At 54.0% G+C, this 18,275-nt stretch carries 17 protein-coding genes; 15 read left to right on the top strand and 2 right to left on the bottom strand.

The annotated features are described in order from the left end of the window. Positions 1-23 precede the first annotated feature (23 nt). Positions 24-341 (bottom strand): transcriptional regulator BolA, encoded by a 318-nt coding sequence (gene bolA / locus HV127_RS14060; protein WP_110273745.1) that lies wholly within the window; start codon positions 339-341, stop codon positions 24-26. A 305-nt stretch (positions 342-646) separates the two neighbouring features. Here bolA and HV127_RS14055 point away from each other — a divergent pair, with 305 nt between their 5' ends. From HV127_RS14055 to HV127_RS14020, 8 genes are all read left to right on the top strand, one after another. Then, entirely contained in the window at positions 647-1,225 is a 579-nt protein-coding gene (locus HV127_RS14055) for a lipoprotein (protein WP_110273918.1), read from the top strand. A 45-nt stretch (positions 1,226-1,270) separates the two neighbouring features. Beyond that, entirely contained in the window at positions 1,271-2,746 is a 1,476-nt protein-coding gene (gene ampG / locus HV127_RS14050) for a muropeptide MFS transporter AmpG (protein ID WP_182236744.1), read from the top strand. A gap of 480 nt (positions 2,747-3,226) precedes the next feature. Next, the gene (gene cyoA, locus HV127_RS14045) at positions 3,227-4,174 is read left to right on the top strand and encodes a cytochrome o ubiquinol oxidase subunit II (protein ID WP_110273747.1); all 948 of its coding nucleotides are present in this window, start codon (positions 3,227-3,229) and stop codon (positions 4,172-4,174) included. 19 nt (positions 4,175-4,193) lie between these two features. Then, positions 4,194-6,185, top strand: coding sequence for a cytochrome o ubiquinol oxidase subunit I (gene cyoB, locus HV127_RS14040; protein ID WP_182236742.1), 1,992 nt, complete (start codon positions 4,194-4,196; stop codon positions 6,183-6,185). After that, entirely contained in the window at positions 6,175-6,786 is a 612-nt protein-coding gene (locus HV127_RS14035; RefSeq protein ID WP_110273749.1) for a cytochrome o ubiquinol oxidase subunit III, read from the top strand. Before cyoB ends, HV127_RS14035 begins: the two co-directional genes overlap by 11 nt. After that, the gene (locus HV127_RS14030; RefSeq protein ID WP_110273750.1) at positions 6,786-7,115 is read left to right on the top strand and encodes a cytochrome o ubiquinol oxidase subunit IV; all 330 of its coding nucleotides are present in this window, start codon (positions 6,786-6,788) and stop codon (positions 7,113-7,115) included. Before HV127_RS14035 ends, HV127_RS14030 begins: the two co-directional genes overlap by 1 nt. An 11-nt stretch (positions 7,116-7,126) precedes the next feature. Further along, positions 7,127-8,014, top strand: coding sequence for a heme o synthase (gene cyoE, locus HV127_RS14025; RefSeq protein ID WP_110273751.1), 888 nt, complete (start codon positions 7,127-7,129; stop codon positions 8,012-8,014). Between the two features lie 297 nt (positions 8,015-8,311). Further along, on the top strand, positions 8,312-8,644 hold the full coding sequence (locus HV127_RS14020; RefSeq protein WP_182236740.1) for a hypothetical protein: 333 nt from the start codon (positions 8,312-8,314) through the stop codon (positions 8,642-8,644). A gap of 48 nt (positions 8,645-8,692) precedes the next feature. Here the strand turns inward: HV127_RS14020 and HV127_RS14015 are convergent, their stop codons facing one another. Further along, positions 8,693-9,451 (bottom strand): IclR family transcriptional regulator C-terminal domain-containing protein, encoded by a 759-nt coding sequence (locus HV127_RS14015; RefSeq protein ID WP_182236738.1) that lies wholly within the window; start codon positions 9,449-9,451, stop codon positions 8,693-8,695. A 153-nt stretch (positions 9,452-9,604) separates the two neighbouring features. Here HV127_RS14015 and HV127_RS14010 point away from each other — a divergent pair, with 153 nt between their 5' ends. The 7 genes from HV127_RS14010 (at position 9,605) to HV127_RS13980 (ending at position 18,217) form a co-directional block, all read left to right on the top strand. After that, positions 9,605-10,426 carry a shikimate dehydrogenase gene (locus HV127_RS14010; RefSeq protein WP_182236735.1) on the top strand — a complete coding sequence of 274 codons (822 nt, stop codon included), beginning with the start codon at positions 9,605-9,607 and terminating at the stop codon, positions 10,424-10,426. Beyond that, a complete protein-coding gene (locus HV127_RS14005; RefSeq protein WP_182236733.1) occupies positions 10,423-12,099 on the top strand; it encodes an FAD-dependent oxidoreductase in 1,677 nt (558 codons plus the stop codon). The genes HV127_RS14010 and HV127_RS14005 overlap by 4 nt, the downstream gene beginning before the upstream one ends. Positions 12,100-12,112: 13 nt before the next feature. Beyond that, positions 12,113-12,433: an NIPSNAP family protein gene (locus tag HV127_RS14000; RefSeq protein WP_004099512.1), complete on the top strand. Its 321-nt coding sequence runs from the start codon at positions 12,113-12,115 to the stop codon at positions 12,431-12,433. Positions 12,434-12,443: 10 nt separating this feature from the next. Then, complete coding sequence (locus tag HV127_RS13995; protein ID WP_182236731.1) at positions 12,444-14,144, top strand: FAD-dependent oxidoreductase; 1,701 nt, start codon at positions 12,444-12,446, stop codon at positions 14,142-14,144. 69 nt (positions 14,145-14,213) lie between these two features. Next, the gene (locus HV127_RS13990) at positions 14,214-15,032 is read left to right on the top strand and encodes a TIM barrel protein (protein ID WP_182236729.1); all 819 of its coding nucleotides are present in this window, start codon (positions 14,214-14,216) and stop codon (positions 15,030-15,032) included. Between the two features lie 10 nt (positions 15,033-15,042). Further along, positions 15,043-16,407 carry an aromatic acid/H+ symport family MFS transporter gene (locus tag HV127_RS13985; protein WP_182236727.1) on the top strand — a complete coding sequence of 455 codons (1,365 nt, stop codon included), beginning with the start codon at positions 15,043-15,045 and terminating at the stop codon, positions 16,405-16,407. 409 nt (positions 16,408-16,816) lie between these two features. Beyond that, positions 16,817-18,217 (top strand): MFS transporter, encoded by a 1,401-nt coding sequence (locus HV127_RS13980; RefSeq protein ID WP_182236725.1) that lies wholly within the window; start codon positions 16,817-16,819, stop codon positions 18,215-18,217. Positions 18,218-18,275: the final 58 nt, after the last annotated feature.

Raw genomic sequence — 18,275 nt, 5'->3', positions numbered from 1 at the left:
TCCAGCGGTTGCAAATGCGATTTCTACGCGATACTTCCAGCTCCGCGACAAGGAGGAGAAGCGAAGATGGTATCCTGCAGTCCTTCCCACTCTTTAATCGTATAGGTATGCAGCGCCAGAGCATGCACGGTGCTTGAGAGTTCCTCTGTCAACGTCCCATAAATCATGCGATGACGATTGAGAAAACGCTCGCCAAGGAAGCGATCGCTCACCAACACCACTTTAAAATGACTTTCAGAGCCCGCAGGAACGTTGTGGCGATAACTTTCATCCACGACTTCAAGATACACCGGGTCGAACGCTGCTCTAAGTTTTGCTTCGATCTGTTCACGTATCATCATGAATTTTCTCCTCCGACAACGCTGTATTGCCGCCATTCCCTTTAAATGTTAGCCGCTTTTACCGCTTCCATTAGGGGAAAACAACAAAAAATTAGCATTCCTCCGATATTTTCATTCAAAAGTATCGGGTTTACTCACTCAGTCCGTCAGGACAACCGCCAAAATCATGATAATAAATGAGGCAAGAACAGAAAACGCACAAGACGATGAATTTACATGCGTTGCTACTTCCCCTTGCCGTTGGCGATGTTATGATGACGGGAATTTCCTCAATTACCACTCCACCACGCGTTGAGACCCTGAACATGTTTAAGAAAATTCTTTTTCCTTTGGTCGCGCTGTTTATGCTGGCCGGATGCGCCACTCCGCCGACCACTATTGATGTTTCACCAAAAATCACCCTGCCGCAGCAGGATCCAAGCCTGATGGGCGTGACCGTCAGCATCAACGGCGCCGATCAGCGTCCGGACCAAGCGCTGGCAAAAGTTACTCGCGACAACCAGCAGGTCACGCTGACGGCCTCCCGCGACCTGCGTTTCTTACTGCAGGAAGTGCTGGAAAAACAGATGACCTCTCGCGGCTATATGATTGGTCCGAACGGCGCTGTTGATCTGCAAATTATCGTTAACAAATTGTACGCTGACGTCTCCCAGGGCAACGTGCGTTACAACATCGCAACCAAAGCCGATATTGCGATCATCGCGACCGCTGCAAACGGCAATAAAATGAACAAAAACTATCGTGCCAGCTACACCGTTGAAGGCGCATTCCAGGCCTCCAACCAGAATATCGCCAACGCGGTCAATAGCGTCCTGACCGATACCATTGCCGATATGGCACAGGACACCAGTATTCACGATTTCATCAAACAAAACGCTCGTTAATTAACCGCAGACCCGGCCTCACGCCGGGTCTGCGCTATATACCTTATGTCCAATCATTACTTACGCATTTTCACGCAGCCTAAATCGGCCATTTTGCTGATCCTTGGCTTTGCTTCTGGGTTACCCCTCGCCCTCACATCCGGTACGCTGCAAGCCTGGATGACCGTTGAGAATATCGATCTAAAAACGATTGGTTTTTTCTCCCTCGTCGGCCAGGCCTACGTCTTTAAGTTTCTTTGGTCGCCGCTGATGGACCGCTACACACCGCCTTTTCTTGGTCGTCGTCGCGGCTGGCTGTTAGCTACCCAGTTCCTGTTACTTATCGCTATTGCGGCAATGGGATTCCTTGAGCCGTCCACGCAACTGCGCTGGATGGCGGCGCTGGCGGTGGTTATCGCCTTCTGCTCCGCCTCTCAGGATATCGTCTTCGATGCGTGGAAAACGGATGTGCTGGCAGCGGAAGAACGCGGTACCGGCGCGGCGATTAGCGTACTGGGCTATCGCCTGGGGATGCTGGTTTCCGGCGGTCTCGCCCTTTGGCTTGCCGATCGCTGGTTAGGCTGGCAGGGGATGTACTGGCTGATGGCCGCACTGCTGATCCCCTGCATCATCGCCACCCTATTAGCCCCGGAGCCCAGCGACGTCATTCCGGTGCCAAAAACGCTGGAGCAGGCCGTTGCCGCGCCGCTGCGTGACTTCTTTGGGCGCAATAACGCCTGGTTGATACTGCTGCTGATCGTCCTTTATAAGCTTGGCGATGCCTTTGCCATGAGCCTGACCACAACGTTCCTGATTCGCGGCGTCGGCTTCGATGCTGGCGAAGTGGGTATGGTCAATAAAACGCTGGGCCTGTTCGCCACCATTGTTGGCGCACTGTATGGTGGAGTATTAATGCAGCGCCTGACGCTGTTCCGTGCGCTGTTCATTTTTGGTCTCTTGCAGGGAGTATCCAACGCCGGTTACTGGCTGCTATCGATTACCGATAAACACCTTTTCTCGATGGCGACAGCGGTGTTTTTCGAAAACCTGTGCGGCGGGATGGGTACGGCGGCATTCGTCGCGCTGCTGATGACGCTGTGCAATAAATCCTTCTCAGCCACGCAATTTGCGCTGCTCTCCGCACTTTCCGCCGTCGGGCGCGTGTACGTCGGCCCTATTGCGGGTTGGTTTGTTGAAGCGCACGGCTGGCCTACGTTCTATCTCTTCTCTGTGGTTGCCGCTGTGCCGGGGATTTTGCTGCTGCTGGTCTGCCGACGCACGCTGGAACATACCCAGCGCTCGGAGAGTTTCATGCCACGCACGCACTTTCCGCAGACTTATTCGCTGGCATTAATGATTCTGGCGATAGGATGTTTGATGCTGTCAATATGGCTGCTTTTACTGGTGCTAAATGCGCTGGATTACACCAACTTTTCCTTCCTTGCTGGCCTGCTGGAGATCGCCGTGCTAACAGCCGTTGGCGGTATTTTGCTCGGTGCTCTCCTTGATTATCTGGCGTTACGCAAAACTGAGCTGATTTAAATCATCCAGGAAACGTTAGGGGACGTTGTAATTACGAAACGTAATTATAACGTCTTATTAACGATTTTATATTCATCATACTTCATTTGTTGTTTTGTGCGTTTTAGATTTCTGGAAATTATTGACAACTTTCATTCTGTTTTATAAAAAATTTAACCGATTCAGCTCGCGTAATTTATTTTTCCGCTTTTATCACGTCTTTTATTTGATGCGTAATTGTTAATTATTTGTTTTATTTTACGCATGGTTATACTCATTCTCTTATAAGTCACTCCATTCTTATCGCTTTCGCTATCAATCCCGCATAAATCAAGCTTTGCAAGCTATTACGTCACACTCCGTAACATATGTGACAAACCAAGCAGAAGCCGCTAACACGGAACAGACACAGATCCAATGATGTTTACAGTAATGCAACCTTCCCGTAAAATGCCCGTACACTTTAAGCGCCACCAGATTCCGTGGAATTGAGGTCGTTCAATGAGACTTAGGAAATACAATAAAAGTTTGGGATGGATGTCATTAATCGCAGGTACTGTATTACTCAGTGGTTGTGATTCTGCGCTCCTCGACCCAAAAGGACAGATTGGACTGGAGCAACGCTCTCTGATTCTGACGGCCTTTGGCCTGATGATGATTGTCGTTATTCCAGCCGTCTTGATGGCAGTAGGATTTGCCTGGAAGTATCGTGCGAGCAATAAAGATGCGAAGTATAGCCCGAACTGGTCACACTCCAACAAAGTTGAAGCTGTGGTCTGGACGGTTCCTATTCTAATCATCCTGTTCCTGGCCGTTCTGACCTGGAAAACAACTCACGCATTAGAGCCAAGCAAACCGCTTGCTCACGATGAAAAACCAATCGTTATCGAAGTCGTTTCGATGGACTGGAAATGGTTCTTCATCTATCCGGAACAAGGTATTGCTACCGTCAACGAAATCGCCTTCCCGGCGAACGTACCGGTACACTTTAAAGTGACCTCCAATTCCGTGATGAACTCGTTCTTTATCCCACGTTTAGGCAGCCAGATTTACGCAATGGCCGGGATGCAGACTCAGCTGCACCTCATTGCGAACGAAGCTGGTACTTACGACGGTATCTCCGCCAGCTATAGCGGCCCGGGCTTCTCTGGAATGAAGTTCAAAGCTATCGCCACGCCGGATCGTGCAACCTTCGATCAGTGGGTAGCGAAAGCAAAACAGTCTGCGAATGCCATGGATTCTATGGATACGTTCGACAAACTGGCAGCGCCTAGCGAATACAACAAAGTGGAATACTTCTCTAACGTGAAACCTGATTTGTTCAAAGATGTTGTTAACAAATTTATGTCTCACGGTAAGAGCATGGATATGTCCCAACCTGAAGGCGAGCACGCAGCGCACGAAGGAATGGAAGGCATGGACATGAGCCACGCGGAAACCGCTCACTAAGGGGCCGAGGAAGAAAACGATGTTCGGAAAACTTACACTGGATGCAGTGCCCTACCATGAACCCATTGTTATGGTTACGGTGGCTGCAATTATCATTGGGGGACTGGCGCTTCTGGCTGCCATCACTTACTTCGGTAAGTGGTCCTACCTTTGGAACGAGTGGCTGACTTCGGTTGACCACAAACGTCTCGGTATCATGTACGTTATCGTAGCAATCGTGATGTTGCTGCGTGGCTTTGCTGACGCCGTAATGATGCGTAGCCAGCAAGTGCTGGCCTCGGCCGGGGAAGCAGGCTTCCTGCCGCCTCACCACTACGATCAGATCTTTACCGCCCACGGCGTTATCATGATCTTCTTCGTAGCGATGCCGTTTGTTATCGGTCTGATGAACCTGGTGGTTCCACTGCAGATCGGTGCGCGCGACGTTGCCTTCCCATTCCTTAACAACCTGAGCTTCTGGTTCACCGTTGTGGGCGTGATTCTGGTTAACCTCTCTCTGGGCGTCGGTGAATTCGCGCAGACCGGTTGGCTGGCCTATCCGCCGCTATCGGGAATCGAGTACAGTCCGGGAGTCGGGGTCGATTACTGGATCTGGGCGCTTCAGCTCTCCGGTATTGGTACCACGTTAACCGGTATTAACTTCTTCGTGACGATTATCAAGATGCGTGCCCCTGGCATGACCATGTTCAAGATGCCGGTATTTACCTGGGCATCTCTGTGCGCCAACATCCTGATTATCGCCTCCTTCCCAATTCTGACCGTCACCGTCGCGCTGCTGACCCTGGACCGCTACCTGGGCACCCATTTCTTTACCAACGATATGGGTGGCAACATGATGATGTACATCAACCTGATTTGGGCCTGGGGCCACCCGGAAGTGTATATCCTGGTTCTGCCAGTATTCGGTGTCTTCTCCGAAATCGCTGCAACCTTCTCGCGTAAGCGTCTGTTTGGCTATACCTCACTGGTATGGGCAACAGTGTGTATTACCGTTCTGTCGTTCATCGTTTGGCTGCACCACTTCTTTACTATGGGTGCGGGCGCGAACGTAAACGCCTTCTTCGGTATTACCACCATGATTATCGCCATCCCGACCGGGGTTAAGATCTTCAACTGGCTGTTTACCATGTACCAGGGCCGCATCGTCTTCAACTCTGCAATGCTGTGGACGATTGGCTTTATCGTGACCTTCTCTGTAGGTGGTATGACCGGCGTTCTGCTGGCGGTACCGGGCGCAGACTTCGTGCTGCACAACAGTCTGTTCCTGATCGCACACTTCCATAACGTCATCATCGGCGGCGTGGTGTTCGGTTGCTTCGCAGGTCTGACCTACTGGTGGCCGAAAGCCTTTGGCTTTACGCTGAACGAAACCTGGGGCAAACGCGCTTTCTGGTTGTGGATCATCGGCTTCTTCGTTGCATTTATGCCGCTGTACGTGCTGGGCTTTATGGGTATGACCCGTCGCCTGAGCCAGCAGATTGACCCGCAGTTCCATCCAATGCTGGTTGTTGCAGCTTGCGGTGCAGCGCTGATCGCCTGCGGTATTCTTTGCCAGCTGATTCAGTTCTATGTGTCCATCCGCGATCGCGAACAGAACCGCGACCTGACTGGTGACCCATGGGGCGGCCGTACTCTGGAGTGGGCAACCTCTTCTCCTCCGCCGTTCTATAACTTCGCTATTGTTCCGAACATCCACGAGCGCGATGCGTTCTGGGAAATGAAAGAAAAAGGCGATGCGTATAAGAAACCAGCAGGCTATGAAGAGATTCATATGCCGAAAAACAGCGGCGCGGGCATCGTTATTGCTGCTTTCGCAACGGTGTTTGGTTTCGCAATGATCTGGCACATCTGGTGGATGGCGATTGCAAGCTTCGTCGGTATCCTGGTGACCTGGATTATTAAGAGCTTTGACGAGGACGTGGATTACTACGTGCCGGTTGCAGTAGTCGAAAAACTGGAAAATCAGCATTTCGATGAGATTAACAAAGCAGGGCTGAAAAATGGCAACTGATACTCTTGCGCATAACGCCCACGCGCACGAACACGGGCACCATGATACAGGACCGATGAAGGTATTCGGTTTCTGGATCTACCTGATGAGCGACTGCATTATCTTCGCCACTCTGTTCGCAACCTATGCCGTTCTGGTGAACGGCACGGCGGGCGGCCCGACAGGTAAAGATATTTTCGAACTGCCGTTCGTTCTGGTTGAAACCGCTCTGCTGCTGTTCAGCTCCATCACCTACGGCATGGCGGCGATCGCCATGTACAAAAACAACAAGAGCCAGGTGGTTTCCTGGCTGGCGCTGACCTTCCTCTTCGGGGCAGGGTTCATCGCGATGGAAATCTATGAATTCCATCACCTGATTGTTGAAGGTATGGGCCCGGATCGCAGCGGATTCCTGTCAGCATTCTTCGCGCTGGTCGGCACCCACGGTCTGCACGTGACCTCGGGTCTTATCTGGATGGCGGTGCTGATGGTACAGGTTTCACGTCGCGGCCTGACCAGCACTAACCGCACCCGTATCATGTGCCTGAGCCTGTTCTGGCACTTCCTGGACGTAGTGTGGATCTGCGTGTTCTCTGTAGTCTATCTGATGGGGGCAATGTAATGAGTCATTCTAGCGATCATAACGGCGCTTCTCACGGCAGCGTAAAGAGCTACATGACAGGTTTTATCCTGTCGATCATTCTGACGGTTATTCCGTTTGCTATGGTTATGAGTGGCTCCGCATCGCATGCGGTTATTCTGGGAACCATCCTGATTACTGCAGTTGTGCAGATTGTGGTACATCTCGTGTACTTCCTGCACATGAACAGTAAGTCGGACGAAGGTTGGAACCTGACCGCATTTATCTTCACCGTAATCATCATTGCTATCGTAGTTGTCGGCTCCATCTGGATTATGTGGAACCTGAACTACAACATGATGATGCACTAAGAGCGGCGAGTATGTTTAAGCAATACCTGCAAGTAACGAAACCAGGCATCATTTTTGGCAACCTGATCTCCGTGATCGGCGGTTTCCTGCTGGCCTCCAAAGGCCACATCGACTATCCGCTGTTCATCTGGACGCTCCTTGGAGTCTCCCTGGTGGTCGCCTCGGGTTGTGTTTTCAACAACTATATCGACCGTGATATCGACAGAAAGATGGAACGGACGAAAAACCGGGTGCTGGTCAAAGGGCTGATCTCGCCAAAAACGTCGCTGGTATACGCCACCCTGCTGGGTATTGCTGGCTTCATGCTCCTGTGGTTTGGCGCTAACCCATTGGCCTGCTGGCTGGGAGTGATGGGGTTTGTCGTTTATGTCGGCGTTTACAGCCTGTACATGAAGCGCCACTCCGTCTACGGCACGCTGATTGGCTCTCTCTCCGGCGCTGCGCCGCCGGTGATTGGCTACTGCGCAGTGACCGGTGACTTTGACAGCGGTGCCGCCATTCTGCTGGCTATTTTCAGCCTGTGGCAGATGCCTCACTCTTACGCCATCGCGATTTTCCGCTTCAAGGATTATCAGGCGGCGAATATTCCGGTTCTGCCGGTAGTGAAAGGCATTTCAGTGGCTAAAAACCATATCACCGTTTACATCATCGCTTTCGCCGTCGCGACGCTGATGCTCTCTCTGGGGGGCTACGCTGGATATAAATATCTGGTTGTCGCTGCGGCAGTGAGCGTCTGGTGGCTCGGGATGGCGCTGCGCGGTTATAAAGTGGTGGATGATAAAGTCTGGGCGCGCAAGCTGTTCGTCTTTTCCATCGTTGCCATTACCGCGCTATCAGTGATGATGTCCGTTGACTTCATGGTGCCAGATTCACATAACCTGCTGACGATGGTCAGATAAGACCACATTCAGCAACCGCTCAACAGCCTCCGCTCGCAAGACCGGAGGCTGTTTTTTTGTCCGCCAGTCTGACTCCCCCTCCCCTACCTGAATTCACTTCAGATGAAAAATCACCGACATCATTTCATATCCGGTAAAACCATCATTAGTCGTTCGCTCATTAGGTTCACATAAAAATAATAAATAAATCAGTATCATGCTTAAGTCTCTGGCTGGTTTGCCTTTATTTAACGGTGTTAGTCTTTCACGGTGAGCGAGTGGCTCACTTATAGCAATCCGTTTTATAAGGGAATAAAAATGAAAGAGTTAACATTCAGCGAAATGGAATATGTTTCAGGTGGTTTTAATCTGATGAACGCTGCCACCGGCTTTACGAATTTTGTAGTGAACTCCGGGCTGGGGTTTGGATCGTTTGTTGCCACCTCGGGTGCTGCCTTCGCCAACTTCGTCATTGACAGCGCGGTAGAGTTTGGCAAGTTTGTTATCGGTCAATCGAACTGGAACACCTTCGTGTCAGCCGGTTCGAACAACTGGAATGGCTTTGTGAACACCGCGGCAAATAGCTGGTCAAATTTCGTCAATAACGCGGGAGCTGACTGGAACAGCTTTATCGACGGCGCTAACGCGTAATAGTACAACGGGCAGGTGCTGAAACCTGCCCAACGCTCCTCGCAGTCATTACCCCACCAGCATCGCCTGGGCGCTGTACAGCAAATCAAGATGGTCTCGACACAATGCCTCAAGGGAAGTACGCGACAGATGACTGGTTAAGCTCAGCGCTCCCCAGTAAGTCCCCTCCCTGTCAGACAACGGTACCGCCAGTACCAGCATGCCTATTTCAAACTCCTGCTCAATAGAGGCATATCCCTGGCGACGAACCAGGGCGATTTTCTCCATCAGCGCCGCGACGTCCGTCACCGTATACGGCGTTCGCTGCTCGCGCCTAATCCGTTGCAATACGGCTTCGCATTCAGCTTCCGGCAACGAAGCCAGCCACAGCCGCCCTCCGGCAGTACAGTAAATCGGCACCCTCTCCCCCAGACGCACGGAGGTCGAGTTAAACGGCGTATGTTTGCTGCGAGCGATGTACACCAGTTCATCATCATCAATCACGCCGACCGAGGCATGTTCTTCGGTTCGGCTGGCAATGTACTCAACAATGGGCCGCACCATGCGCGGGAACTGGGCGGAATCAACATACGCCTGCCCCAGACGTAACGCTTTGGGCGTTAGCCAGTAATAGCGTCCGTCAGTCTGCAAATAGCGATCGTGCAGCAGTGTGAGAAGAAACCGCCGCGCCGCGCTTTGCGTCAACCCACTCATTTTCGCCGCCTGCGGTACGGTGAGCCTTGGAAACTCTTTAGAGAACAGCTGAATCAGCGCCAGTCCTTTTTGCAGGCCGACGATCAGATCGCGGGAATGTATTTCGTTTTGCATAGTTGTTCACACTTTCGCAACAATACAATCAGTTTAGCGCGATTATCGCAGTGATGGTGCGATTAACAACCAATATGGCCGAATTCTGCGTTGTCGCTCTCAGCTTCCACTGAAATACTTTCACAACATTCATTTAACAAAATGAGGTTTGAAATGGTCAGTGGATTCACCCAGGTTGTCGCCGTTATCGGCCATCCGATTACCCAGGTTAAATCGCCGGAGAACTTTAACCGCTACTTCGCTGACCAGCAGATGGACAGCGTCATGATCCCGGTCGATATCGCCCCCGAAGCCGTCGCCGATTACCTGAAAACGCTACGCGGATGGCACAACATGAGCGGCGTGCTGGTCACCGTCCCGCATAAACAGCGTGCCGCCTCGCTGGTGGATGAGCTAACGCCGCGCGCTCGTCACCTCAACGCCGTGAATGTGATTCGCAAGCTGGCAGATGGTCGTTTACAGGGCGATATGCTCGATGGCGTCGGCTTTCAACTCGCCGCTCAGGCGCACGGATTCAATGCCGCGGGTAAAAGCGCGCTGCTCTCCGGCTGCGGCGGCGTCGGCAGCGCAATTGCGTGGGGACTCTGCGAAGCAGGCATCAGCCAGTTGGCGCTTTATGACCAGAATCCGGCAACCCTTCAGTTACTACACAATCGTCTGGCAACCCATTTTCCACAGGTTCATCTCACCGAGCTGCCCGCAACGCTCGCGGACCTTGATTTAGTGGTAAACGGCTCCCCGGCGGGAATGACCGGTTTTGATCCCTTACCGCTACCGCAGGCGCTACTGGAAACTCTCCAGTCATCAACTCACGTCGCGGACGTAGTCACCGCACCGGTAATGACACCATTACTCATTTTTGCTCAACATCGCGGCTGCGTCATCCAGACCGGGCCGGAAATGGCGCTGGCACAGATGAAGCTGATGGGAGAGTTCATTGGCGCAATCCCGCATGAACAAGGAGCGGCGGCATGAAAAGCTGGGATGTCATTGTCATCGGCAGCGGCGCCGCGGGCTTTGCCGCCGCAGTGACTGCCTGCTGTAAAGGGCTGTCGGTACTGATGCTGGAAAAAGCTCCTCAGTTTGGCGGTACCTCGGCAATTTCCGGCGGTGCAGTATGGATCCACGATAGCGATCAGGCACGGAAACCGGCAAAAAATAGCCCTTCACAGGAGATTAAAACCTACCTGCATACCATTATCGGCGAACAAAACTATCGCCAGGATCTGGTCGACGCCTTTGTCACTTCCGGTCGCGAGGCGCTGGCGTTTCTGGAAAAAGAGGGAGCGGTGAAATATAGCCTGCGCCCGCTCTCGCCGGATTACTACCCGGATGAGCCCGGTGCCGTTGATGTAGGCCGGGCGCTGGAAGTGGTGGAGTATGACGGTCGGGAGCTGGGAGAGCATTTTCGCGACCTGCGCGCGCCGCCGCCGGGGATGCTGCTGTTTGGCGGGATGATGGTTAACCGCGTTGATATCCAGCACTTTCTCGATATGCGTCGTTCCCTGCGTTCGCTGTCGCATTGTAGCAAGCTGCTGCTGCGCTACGGTCGCGACCGCCTGAAGCATCATCGCGGTACCCGACTGGCAATGGGCAATGCACTGATCGCCCGCATGGCGACACTCGCCTTTCGTAAAGGCATGACCCTCAAGCTCAACGTCAACGTGCTTTCGCTTACCGAACGTAACGGTGAAGTGACCGGCGTCGAGATTGAGCATGATGGTCAGAAGCAAACCCTGGAAGCCCGCTGCGGCGTGGTGCTGGCTGCCGGAGGGTTTGCCGCAGGTGAGCTGGCCGAGCAATATCGGCCCAAAACCCGCGAGCACTACACCATGTCGCCTGGCGCCAACGACGGTGCTGCGTTTCGCCTGGCGGCAACAGTTCACGCCCGCGAAGGCGCGGACTTATCCTCCAACTTTTTCTGGGCCCCGGTATCGGTTTTACGTCGTCCTGACGGTACTGAAGAGCGCTTTCCCCATCTCGTCACCGACCGGGCTAAGCCCGGCGTTATCGCCGTCAACCAACGTGCGGTGCGCTTCGTCAACGAATCGAACTCCTATCACCACTTTGCCAGCGCCATGCAAAGCCGGGCTGAAAATGCGCCCTGCTTTCTGATTTGCGATGCCCAGGCCATGAAGCGCTACGGCCTCGGCCTGGCGCGACCGGCCCCGGTGAATAACGATGCGCTGGTGAAAGCAGGTTATCTGCGCAAAGCCGATTCTCTTGCTGAGCTGGCGCAACAGATCGGGCTGGACCCGCAGGCGCTCAACGACACGGTGACCCGCTATAACCACGATGCCGCCGAGGGACTTGACCCTGAGTTTGCCAAAGGCGGTAACAGCTATAACCGCGCGATGGGCGATCCGAGCCACCAGCCAAACGCCTGTAACGCCCCGCTAACGAACGCGCCATTTTATGCCGTTACGCTCTATACCGGCGATCTCGGGACCTCACGCGGGCTGGTCACCACCGCCGATGCCCAGGTGGTTAATCAACAAGGCCTGCCTATTAAAGGGCTCTATGCCGTCGGCAACGATATGGATTCGATCATGGCCGGAACCTATCCCGGCCCCGGCATCACCCTCGGCCCGGCGCTAACCTTCGGCTACCTCTCAGCCAGCCACATGGCACAACAACACGCACTGTAAACTGGAGAAAACCATGATTTATGAAAAACGTACCTACACCATCAATCCGCTGAAAATGGCCGACTGGCTGGCGCTGTACAAAAGCGACGCTTACGCCGTCCAGACCGAGCACCTCGGCAAGCTGATCGGCTTTTTCTTCACCGAAATTGGCGTGGTCAATCAGGTGGTGCATATCTGGGCCTACGAGAGCCTCGACGATCGTCTGGTGCGCCGCGCGCGAATGGCGCAAGACGAACGCTGGCTCACTTTCTCACGCAAGAACCGCGAGCTGGCGGCCGTCGAACGCCTGGAGTCGGTTCTCCTGCGCCCCACTGATTTTTCACCACTGCAATAAGGAGTCAGGCATGAGCGGGCAGATGAACGTGGATGTTCTGGTGGTCGGCTCCGGCGCGGCGGGTCTCACTGCCGCCGTCACCGCCGCGCTAGGCGGTGCCAGCGTGCTGGTTGCCGAAAAAGAGTCAGTGATTGGCGGCACCAGCGCGTGGTCCGGCGGATGGCTGTGGATCCCACGCAATCCGCTGGCGCGCGAGGAGGGCATTGAAGAAGATCTCGATGAGCCGCTCACCTATCTCCGGCATGAGATGGATGGGCAACCTGCCGACGCTCGCCTGCTCACTTTCTTAAAGTACGGCCCGGAGATGATTGACTTCTTCCGACGTCACACGGTGGTACAGTTTCTATCCGGCAGCAAAATGCCGGACTTCCACAATTCGCCGGGCTATGCGCAGGGTGGACGTTCGGTCACCGCGCAGCCTTTTGACGGGCGCTTACTCGGTGACTGGCTGCATCGCCTGCGTCCGCCGTTGGAAACCATCAGCCTCGCGGGCATGGGCATCGCTGGCGGCACGGACATGGCGCATTTTTTTAACGCCACCCGCTCGCCGCGCTCGGCGATATACGCAACCCGCCGCCTGTTACGCCACGGCTGGCAGCGGCTTCGCACCGGGCGCGGGCAACATCTGGTTAACGGCAATGCGCTGGTTGCTCGCCTGCTGCGTTCGGCGTTGGATTCCGGGGTTAATTTTCAGCTTAACGCGCCGGTAGAACGACTGCTCACTTCCGACAAAGGCATAGAGGGTGCGGTATTGCGCAGCGACAGCGGTGAGATAGACGTTCGCGCCGGGGCGGTGATCCTCGCCTGCGGTGGATTTCCTCACGACAGGCAGCGCCTGGCGCAAAATGTGCCTCATGCCGCCAGCGGCTACGGTCATTTTTCCGCTGCACCGCCGGGTAATCAGGGTGATGGCATTCGGCTCGGCGAATCAGCTGGAGGCCAGTTTGATGACTCACTCAGACACGCCATGGCATGGGCACCGGTTTCGCGCGTCACGCTCGCTAGCGGTCTGCAACTGGTATTCCCGCATCTGGTTGAACGCGCCAAGCCAGGCTTTATCGCCGTTCTGCCCAACGGCAAACGCTTCGCCAACGAGGCTAACTCCTATCACGATTTTATTGCCGCTCTGCTGGATGCGACTCCACCGGGCGAAGCGCCGCAGGCGTGGCTGATAGCAGACAGTCGTGCGCTGCACCGCTATGGGTTAGGCCACGCGCGCCCCTTTCCCTTTTCACCGACAGCCTGGTTACGAACCGGCTACCTGCAAAGCGGCGAAACGCTGGAGGCACTGGCACAACAGTGTGCAATCGATCCGCGGCAATTAACGGAAACAGTAGCCCGCTTTAACGGCTTTGCCAACAAAGGAGAAGACGAGGATTTTCAGCGCGGCGCGTCAGCATACAACCGCGCACAGGGTGATGCCAGCCATTCCGGCCATCCGACCCTCGGCGAGCTGCGCCATGCACCTTTTTATGCCGTGCGTATTCTTCCCGGTTCTCTGGGCTCCTTCAGCGGACTGAAAACTGATGAAAACGCACAGGTACTGAATGCTCAACAGCAACCGATTCCTGGCCTTTACGCTATCGGCAACGATATGTCGAGCGTGATGCAGGGATTCTATCCCAGCGGCGGTATCACGCTCGGACCGGCCATGACCTTTGGCTATCTGGTCGGTAAAAAACTGGCAGTAAACATAACAAAAACAATGTAGTAAACGACATCTTACCAGGGACGGCAATACACATAACAACAACCACCTGCAACTGTACTGGAGTCCTTTATGAACATGCGAACCCTGTCACTCGCCGCGCTTACCCTACTCGACGTCCCGCCACCGGAACAGGTGCGGATCGCGGCACAAACCGGATTTACCCACGTCGGCCTGCGCCTGCTTCCCGCCACACCCTCCGACCCGGATTACGACATGCTCGGTAATACTCCTGCCGTGCGCGACACTCTGTCGGCGCTGATGGAAACCGGCATTCGCGTCTCGGACGTCGAAATTGTTCGCCTGACGCCAGATTTTTCACTCAATGCCCGTCTGCAATTATTCCTCGATACCGCCGCGCGCCTGGGGGCCAGGCAGGTACTGGTCGCCGGAAATGATGAAAATCAGGCACGCAGCGCAGACAACCTGGCCAGACTCGCCGAGGCCGGCCAGGAGTATGGTTTAACCATGAATCTGGAACCGATGCCCTGGACCCATTTGCGCACCATCGCCCAGGCCCGGTCGTTGATCAACGCCAGCGGTCGCTCGGATATCGGCATTCTGATCGATGCTATCCACTTCTGGCGAGCGGGCGAGTCGCTCTCCACGCTTGCCACGCTGCCGCAAAATTGCCTCAACTATATGCAGCTTTGTGATGCCTCGCCGCAGCTGCCCGTTGATGAACAAGAGCTGATTTATCAGGCCCGTGCAGCACGTAAAGTCCCCGGCGAAGGCGGGCTTGATCTGCGAGGTCTGATGGCGGCGCTTCCAGACACGCTGCCGGTCTCCCTGGAAGTTCCCTTAAGCGGTGACCAGGGCGCGCTGCCTGCGCTCACTCGTGCCCAGTTACTGTTCAATGCCGCGCAGTCTTATCTGCGCCCTTGCGCATAAGGAGAATCCCATGACACAGACTCAACGCCTGGACGTCAGGGAGTTAATTAACACTAACCCGCTCAGCCGCTTCCAGAAACTGGTGGTGTTTTTAGGCTTCTGCGTGATTGCTCTGGACGGTTTTGATATCGCCATCATGGGGTTTATCGCCCCGACGCTCAAACAAGAGTGGGGAGTGAGCAATCACGAACTCGGCTTTGTAATTAGCGCCGCGCTGATCGGCCTGGCGCTTGGCGCTATCTTCTCCGGCCCGCTTGCCGACTGGCTGGGGCGGAAAAAAATCATCATCAATAGCGTCTTTTTCTTCGGTTTCTGGACCATTGCCACCGCCTTTTCACAAAACATTGAGCAGATGATGTTCTTTCGTTTTATGACCGGACTGGGATTAGGTGCCGCAATGCCGAATATCGGTACTCTCGTGTCGGAATACGCCCCGGAACGCCAGCGCTCGTTTCTTATCACAGTCATTTTTTGTGGTTTCACTTTTGGCGCGGCGGCAGGCGGTTTCTCCGCATCATGGCTGATCCCACAGTTTGGCTGGCACTCGCTGATGATGCTCGGCGGCATTCTTCCGGTGCTATTCGCTCCGGTACTTATTTGGCTGTTACCTGAATCGGTGCGCTTTCTGGTGGTTAAACGCGCACCGGCCGAACGTATTCGGACAATTTTACGACGCCTCTACCCCGGGCAAATCGCCGATGATGCCCAGTTTACCTTCCCGACACAGCCCGTGAATGGTAACGCGATGCGTATCGTGCTCTCCCGCCAGTACCGATTCGGATCGCTGATGCTGTGGCTGGTCTACTTTATGGGGCTGTTTCTGGTCTATCTCCTCGGCAGCTGGCTGCCGACGCTGGTCAAAGAGGTCGGCCTGACGGTCAGCCAGGCTGCGGTGATGACGGCGATGTATCAGGCGGGCGGAACCATTGGTTCGCTGTTTGCAGGCTGGCTGATGGACCGGATCAACCCGCATCGGGCGCTCGGGCTGATTTACGCAGTCGGCGGTCTGTTCACGATGGCAATGGGCTATGCGGCGGCAAGCTTTGCGCTCATCTGCCTGCTGGCGTTTATCAGCGGAGCCTGCCTGAACGGCGCGAATACCGGTATGAACGCGCTCTCCGCCCGCTATTATCCGACTGAGGCACGAGCCACAGGCTCTAGTTGGATGCACGGCGTGGGCCGTATGGGCGCGATCCTCAGCGCCTTTGCCGGGGCTGAAATGCTGGCGCTGGATCTCAGTTTCGAGAGCGTATTTTTAATTCTGGGGATCCCCGCCGCGATTACTGTGGCCGGACTCACTGCCAAAGGCATTTTTGCCGCCGATTCAACGACAAAATCCACCACATCCGCAACGGCTATCAGGAGCACGCAATAAAACGTTAAGTTCAGGCAGGCACGGCCTGGCATCGTGCTTGCCTCATCAATTAAAGAAAAATAAATTTCATTTATTTATCAAATGAAAAAATACGCCCACTAGAATTATCGATTCACCTCTCAATTTTCCGCTTAAAAAGCGCCAATTCAATACAGAAAGCAAATAAATAACTCATCAAAAACCTGATTAATAACCTTATCAATCAACTTAATTTAATGGTTGTGAATGTAAAATCACTGTCGCAATATTTTCATTTTTCGATCCCCCTCGCATATACAGAAATTAAATTTCAAATAACCATTGAAATGAAATAAATATTTCCATATGTTCTGGCTGACATTCAGGATAAGGTTGTGCCGGCGGAACTGGCACTGAGGTACTTACTTGTCCCCCGACAAAGGAATAGACCATGAGTGAACAGCAGATCCTTCTCTCCCCCGCAGCGGCGCGCGGCGATAAGCTAACCTGGACCACCCGCATTGCTTACGGCGGCGGCGATACCGCCTGCAACGTCGTCTTTGGCATGATTGGCACCGTATTAACCCTGTTCTATACCGACTACGTAGGAATCAGCATCGCCACCGTCGGCCTGGTGATGCTGATCTCCCGTCTGTTTGACGGCGTTTCCGATGTAATAATGGGTTTGATGGTCGAACGCACCAACTCCCGCTGGGGTAAATCGCGTCCCTGGCTGCTCTGGATGAGCGTTCCCTATGCCGTTTCCGCGATCCTGTTATTTACCGTTCCGCAAACCACCAGCACGCTACAGTTTCTTTATTTGCTGGTGGCTTATAACTTCTGTACCACCGTGTGCTACACCGCTATCAACCTTCCCTACGGCAGCCTTTCCGCCATGATGACTCGCGACTCATGGGAAAGGGATATGCTCAGCATCACCAGAATGTCGATGTCGCCGTTCGGTCGCATTCTCGCTGTAGCTTGTACATTGCCACTGGTGAAATATTTCGGCGACGATCAGGCCGCATGGATCAAAACCATGTCTATCTGGGCCTTTCTGGCACTGCTGTTGCTGCTGTTCTGCTTCTACAAATGTGAAGAGAAAGTCGTTATCAAAGCGCGAGAAAAACAGGGGAATATCCCTGTTAAAAAACAGCTCTCCGCGCTCTTTCGTAACCAGTACTTCTGGGCCAGCGCAATCCTGTGGACAGCACAGAGTGTTTACTACACCGTGGTTGGGATCGCGTTGCCTTACTACTGCCGCTACGTACTGGGTGACGATACCTTCTATAGCTCCATTTTCGTTGCCGAAACGTCCTGTATCATCATTTTCACCTTCCTCAGTTCCGTCCCCATCCGCAAATACGGTAAGCGCAATGTTGCATTATGCGGCATTGTGCTGGCGACCATCGGGCAGGTGCTGTTTATGTTTAACTCCGATGATTATCACTGGGCGCTGGCGAACGCGATTATTCGCGGTATTGGCTTCGCGCCGCTGAACGCCGTGCTGTTCGGCTTCTGCGGCGATGCCGTTGAGTTCGGCCAGTGGAAAACTCGCGTGAGGCAAGAAGGAATGATTTTTTCCGCCGGTTCCGTCGGAACGAAGCTCGGCGCGGGTGTTGCCGCTGCGGTTATCTCCGGCCTGTTGAGTATGGCGGGCTACGTCAGCTCCAGTAGCGGCTCCGGCGTTCAGCCGCAAAGCGCTATCGACATGATTAACAACGTTTACCTCTACGGCTCTTTCTTCCTGTGGATCCTGGTCATTATTACGCTGCTGTTTTACCGGCTGGATAAGCAATACCCGCAGATCATGCAGGAGCTGAAAGAACGCGAAGCCCGTGGAGAAATGTAAAACCTGTTCTGGAATTGCCCAGAAACCACACCTGCGCTCTAAAAGCGCGGATACACGA

The sequence above is a fragment of the Klebsiella sp. RHBSTW-00215 genome (assembly GCF_014103785.1).
GTDB lineage: Bacteria > Pseudomonadota > Gammaproteobacteria > Enterobacterales > Enterobacteriaceae > Klebsiella.
This window is presented reverse-complemented; position numbering and strand designations above follow the sequence as displayed.

Bases quoted from the DNA above. Each gene is read 5' to 3' on its own strand.
- HV127_RS14005 (WP_182236733.1), top strand. From the start codon at position 10,423: ATGAAAAGCTGGGATGTCATTGTCATCGGCAGCGGCGCCGCGGGCTTT.
- cyoB (WP_182236742.1), top strand. From the start codon at position 4,194: ATGTTCGGAAAACTTACACTGGATGCAGTGCCCTACCATGAACCCATT.
- cyoA (WP_110273747.1), top strand. From the start codon at position 3,227: ATGAGACTTAGGAAATACAATAAAAGTTTGGGATGGATGTCATTAATC.
- HV127_RS14010 (WP_182236735.1), top strand. From the start codon at position 9,605: ATGGTCAGTGGATTCACCCAGGTTGTCGCCGTTATCGGCCATCCGATT.
- cyoE (WP_110273751.1), top strand. From the start codon at position 7,127: ATGTTTAAGCAATACCTGCAAGTAACGAAACCAGGCATCATTTTTGGC.
- HV127_RS14015 (WP_182236738.1), bottom strand. From the start codon at position 9,451: ATGCAAAACGAAATACATTCCCGCGATCTGATCGTCGGCCTGCAAAAA.
- HV127_RS14020 (WP_182236740.1), top strand. From the start codon at position 8,312: ATGAAAGAGTTAACATTCAGCGAAATGGAATATGTTTCAGGTGGTTTT.
- HV127_RS14055 (WP_110273918.1), top strand. From the start codon at position 647: ATGTTTAAGAAAATTCTTTTTCCTTTGGTCGCGCTGTTTATGCTGGCC.
- ampG (WP_182236744.1), top strand. From the start codon at position 1,271: ATGTCCAATCATTACTTACGCATTTTCACGCAGCCTAAATCGGCCATT.
- HV127_RS13990 (WP_182236729.1), top strand. From the start codon at position 14,214: ATGAACATGCGAACCCTGTCACTCGCCGCGCTTACCCTACTCGACGTC.
- HV127_RS13980 (WP_182236725.1), top strand. From the start codon at position 16,817: ATGAGTGAACAGCAGATCCTTCTCTCCCCCGCAGCGGCGCGCGGCGAT.
- HV127_RS13995 (WP_182236731.1), top strand. From the start codon at position 12,444: ATGAGCGGGCAGATGAACGTGGATGTTCTGGTGGTCGGCTCCGGCGCG.
- HV127_RS14000 (WP_004099512.1), top strand. From the start codon at position 12,113: ATGATTTATGAAAAACGTACCTACACCATCAATCCGCTGAAAATGGCC.
- HV127_RS14035 (WP_110273749.1), top strand. From the start codon at position 6,175: ATGGCAACTGATACTCTTGCGCATAACGCCCACGCGCACGAACACGGG.
- HV127_RS13985 (WP_182236727.1), top strand. From the start codon at position 15,043: ATGACACAGACTCAACGCCTGGACGTCAGGGAGTTAATTAACACTAAC.
- HV127_RS14030 (WP_110273750.1), top strand. From the start codon at position 6,786: ATGAGTCATTCTAGCGATCATAACGGCGCTTCTCACGGCAGCGTAAAG.
- bolA (WP_110273745.1), bottom strand. From the start codon at position 341: ATGATGATACGTGAACAGATCGAAGCAAAACTTAGAGCAGCGTTCGAC.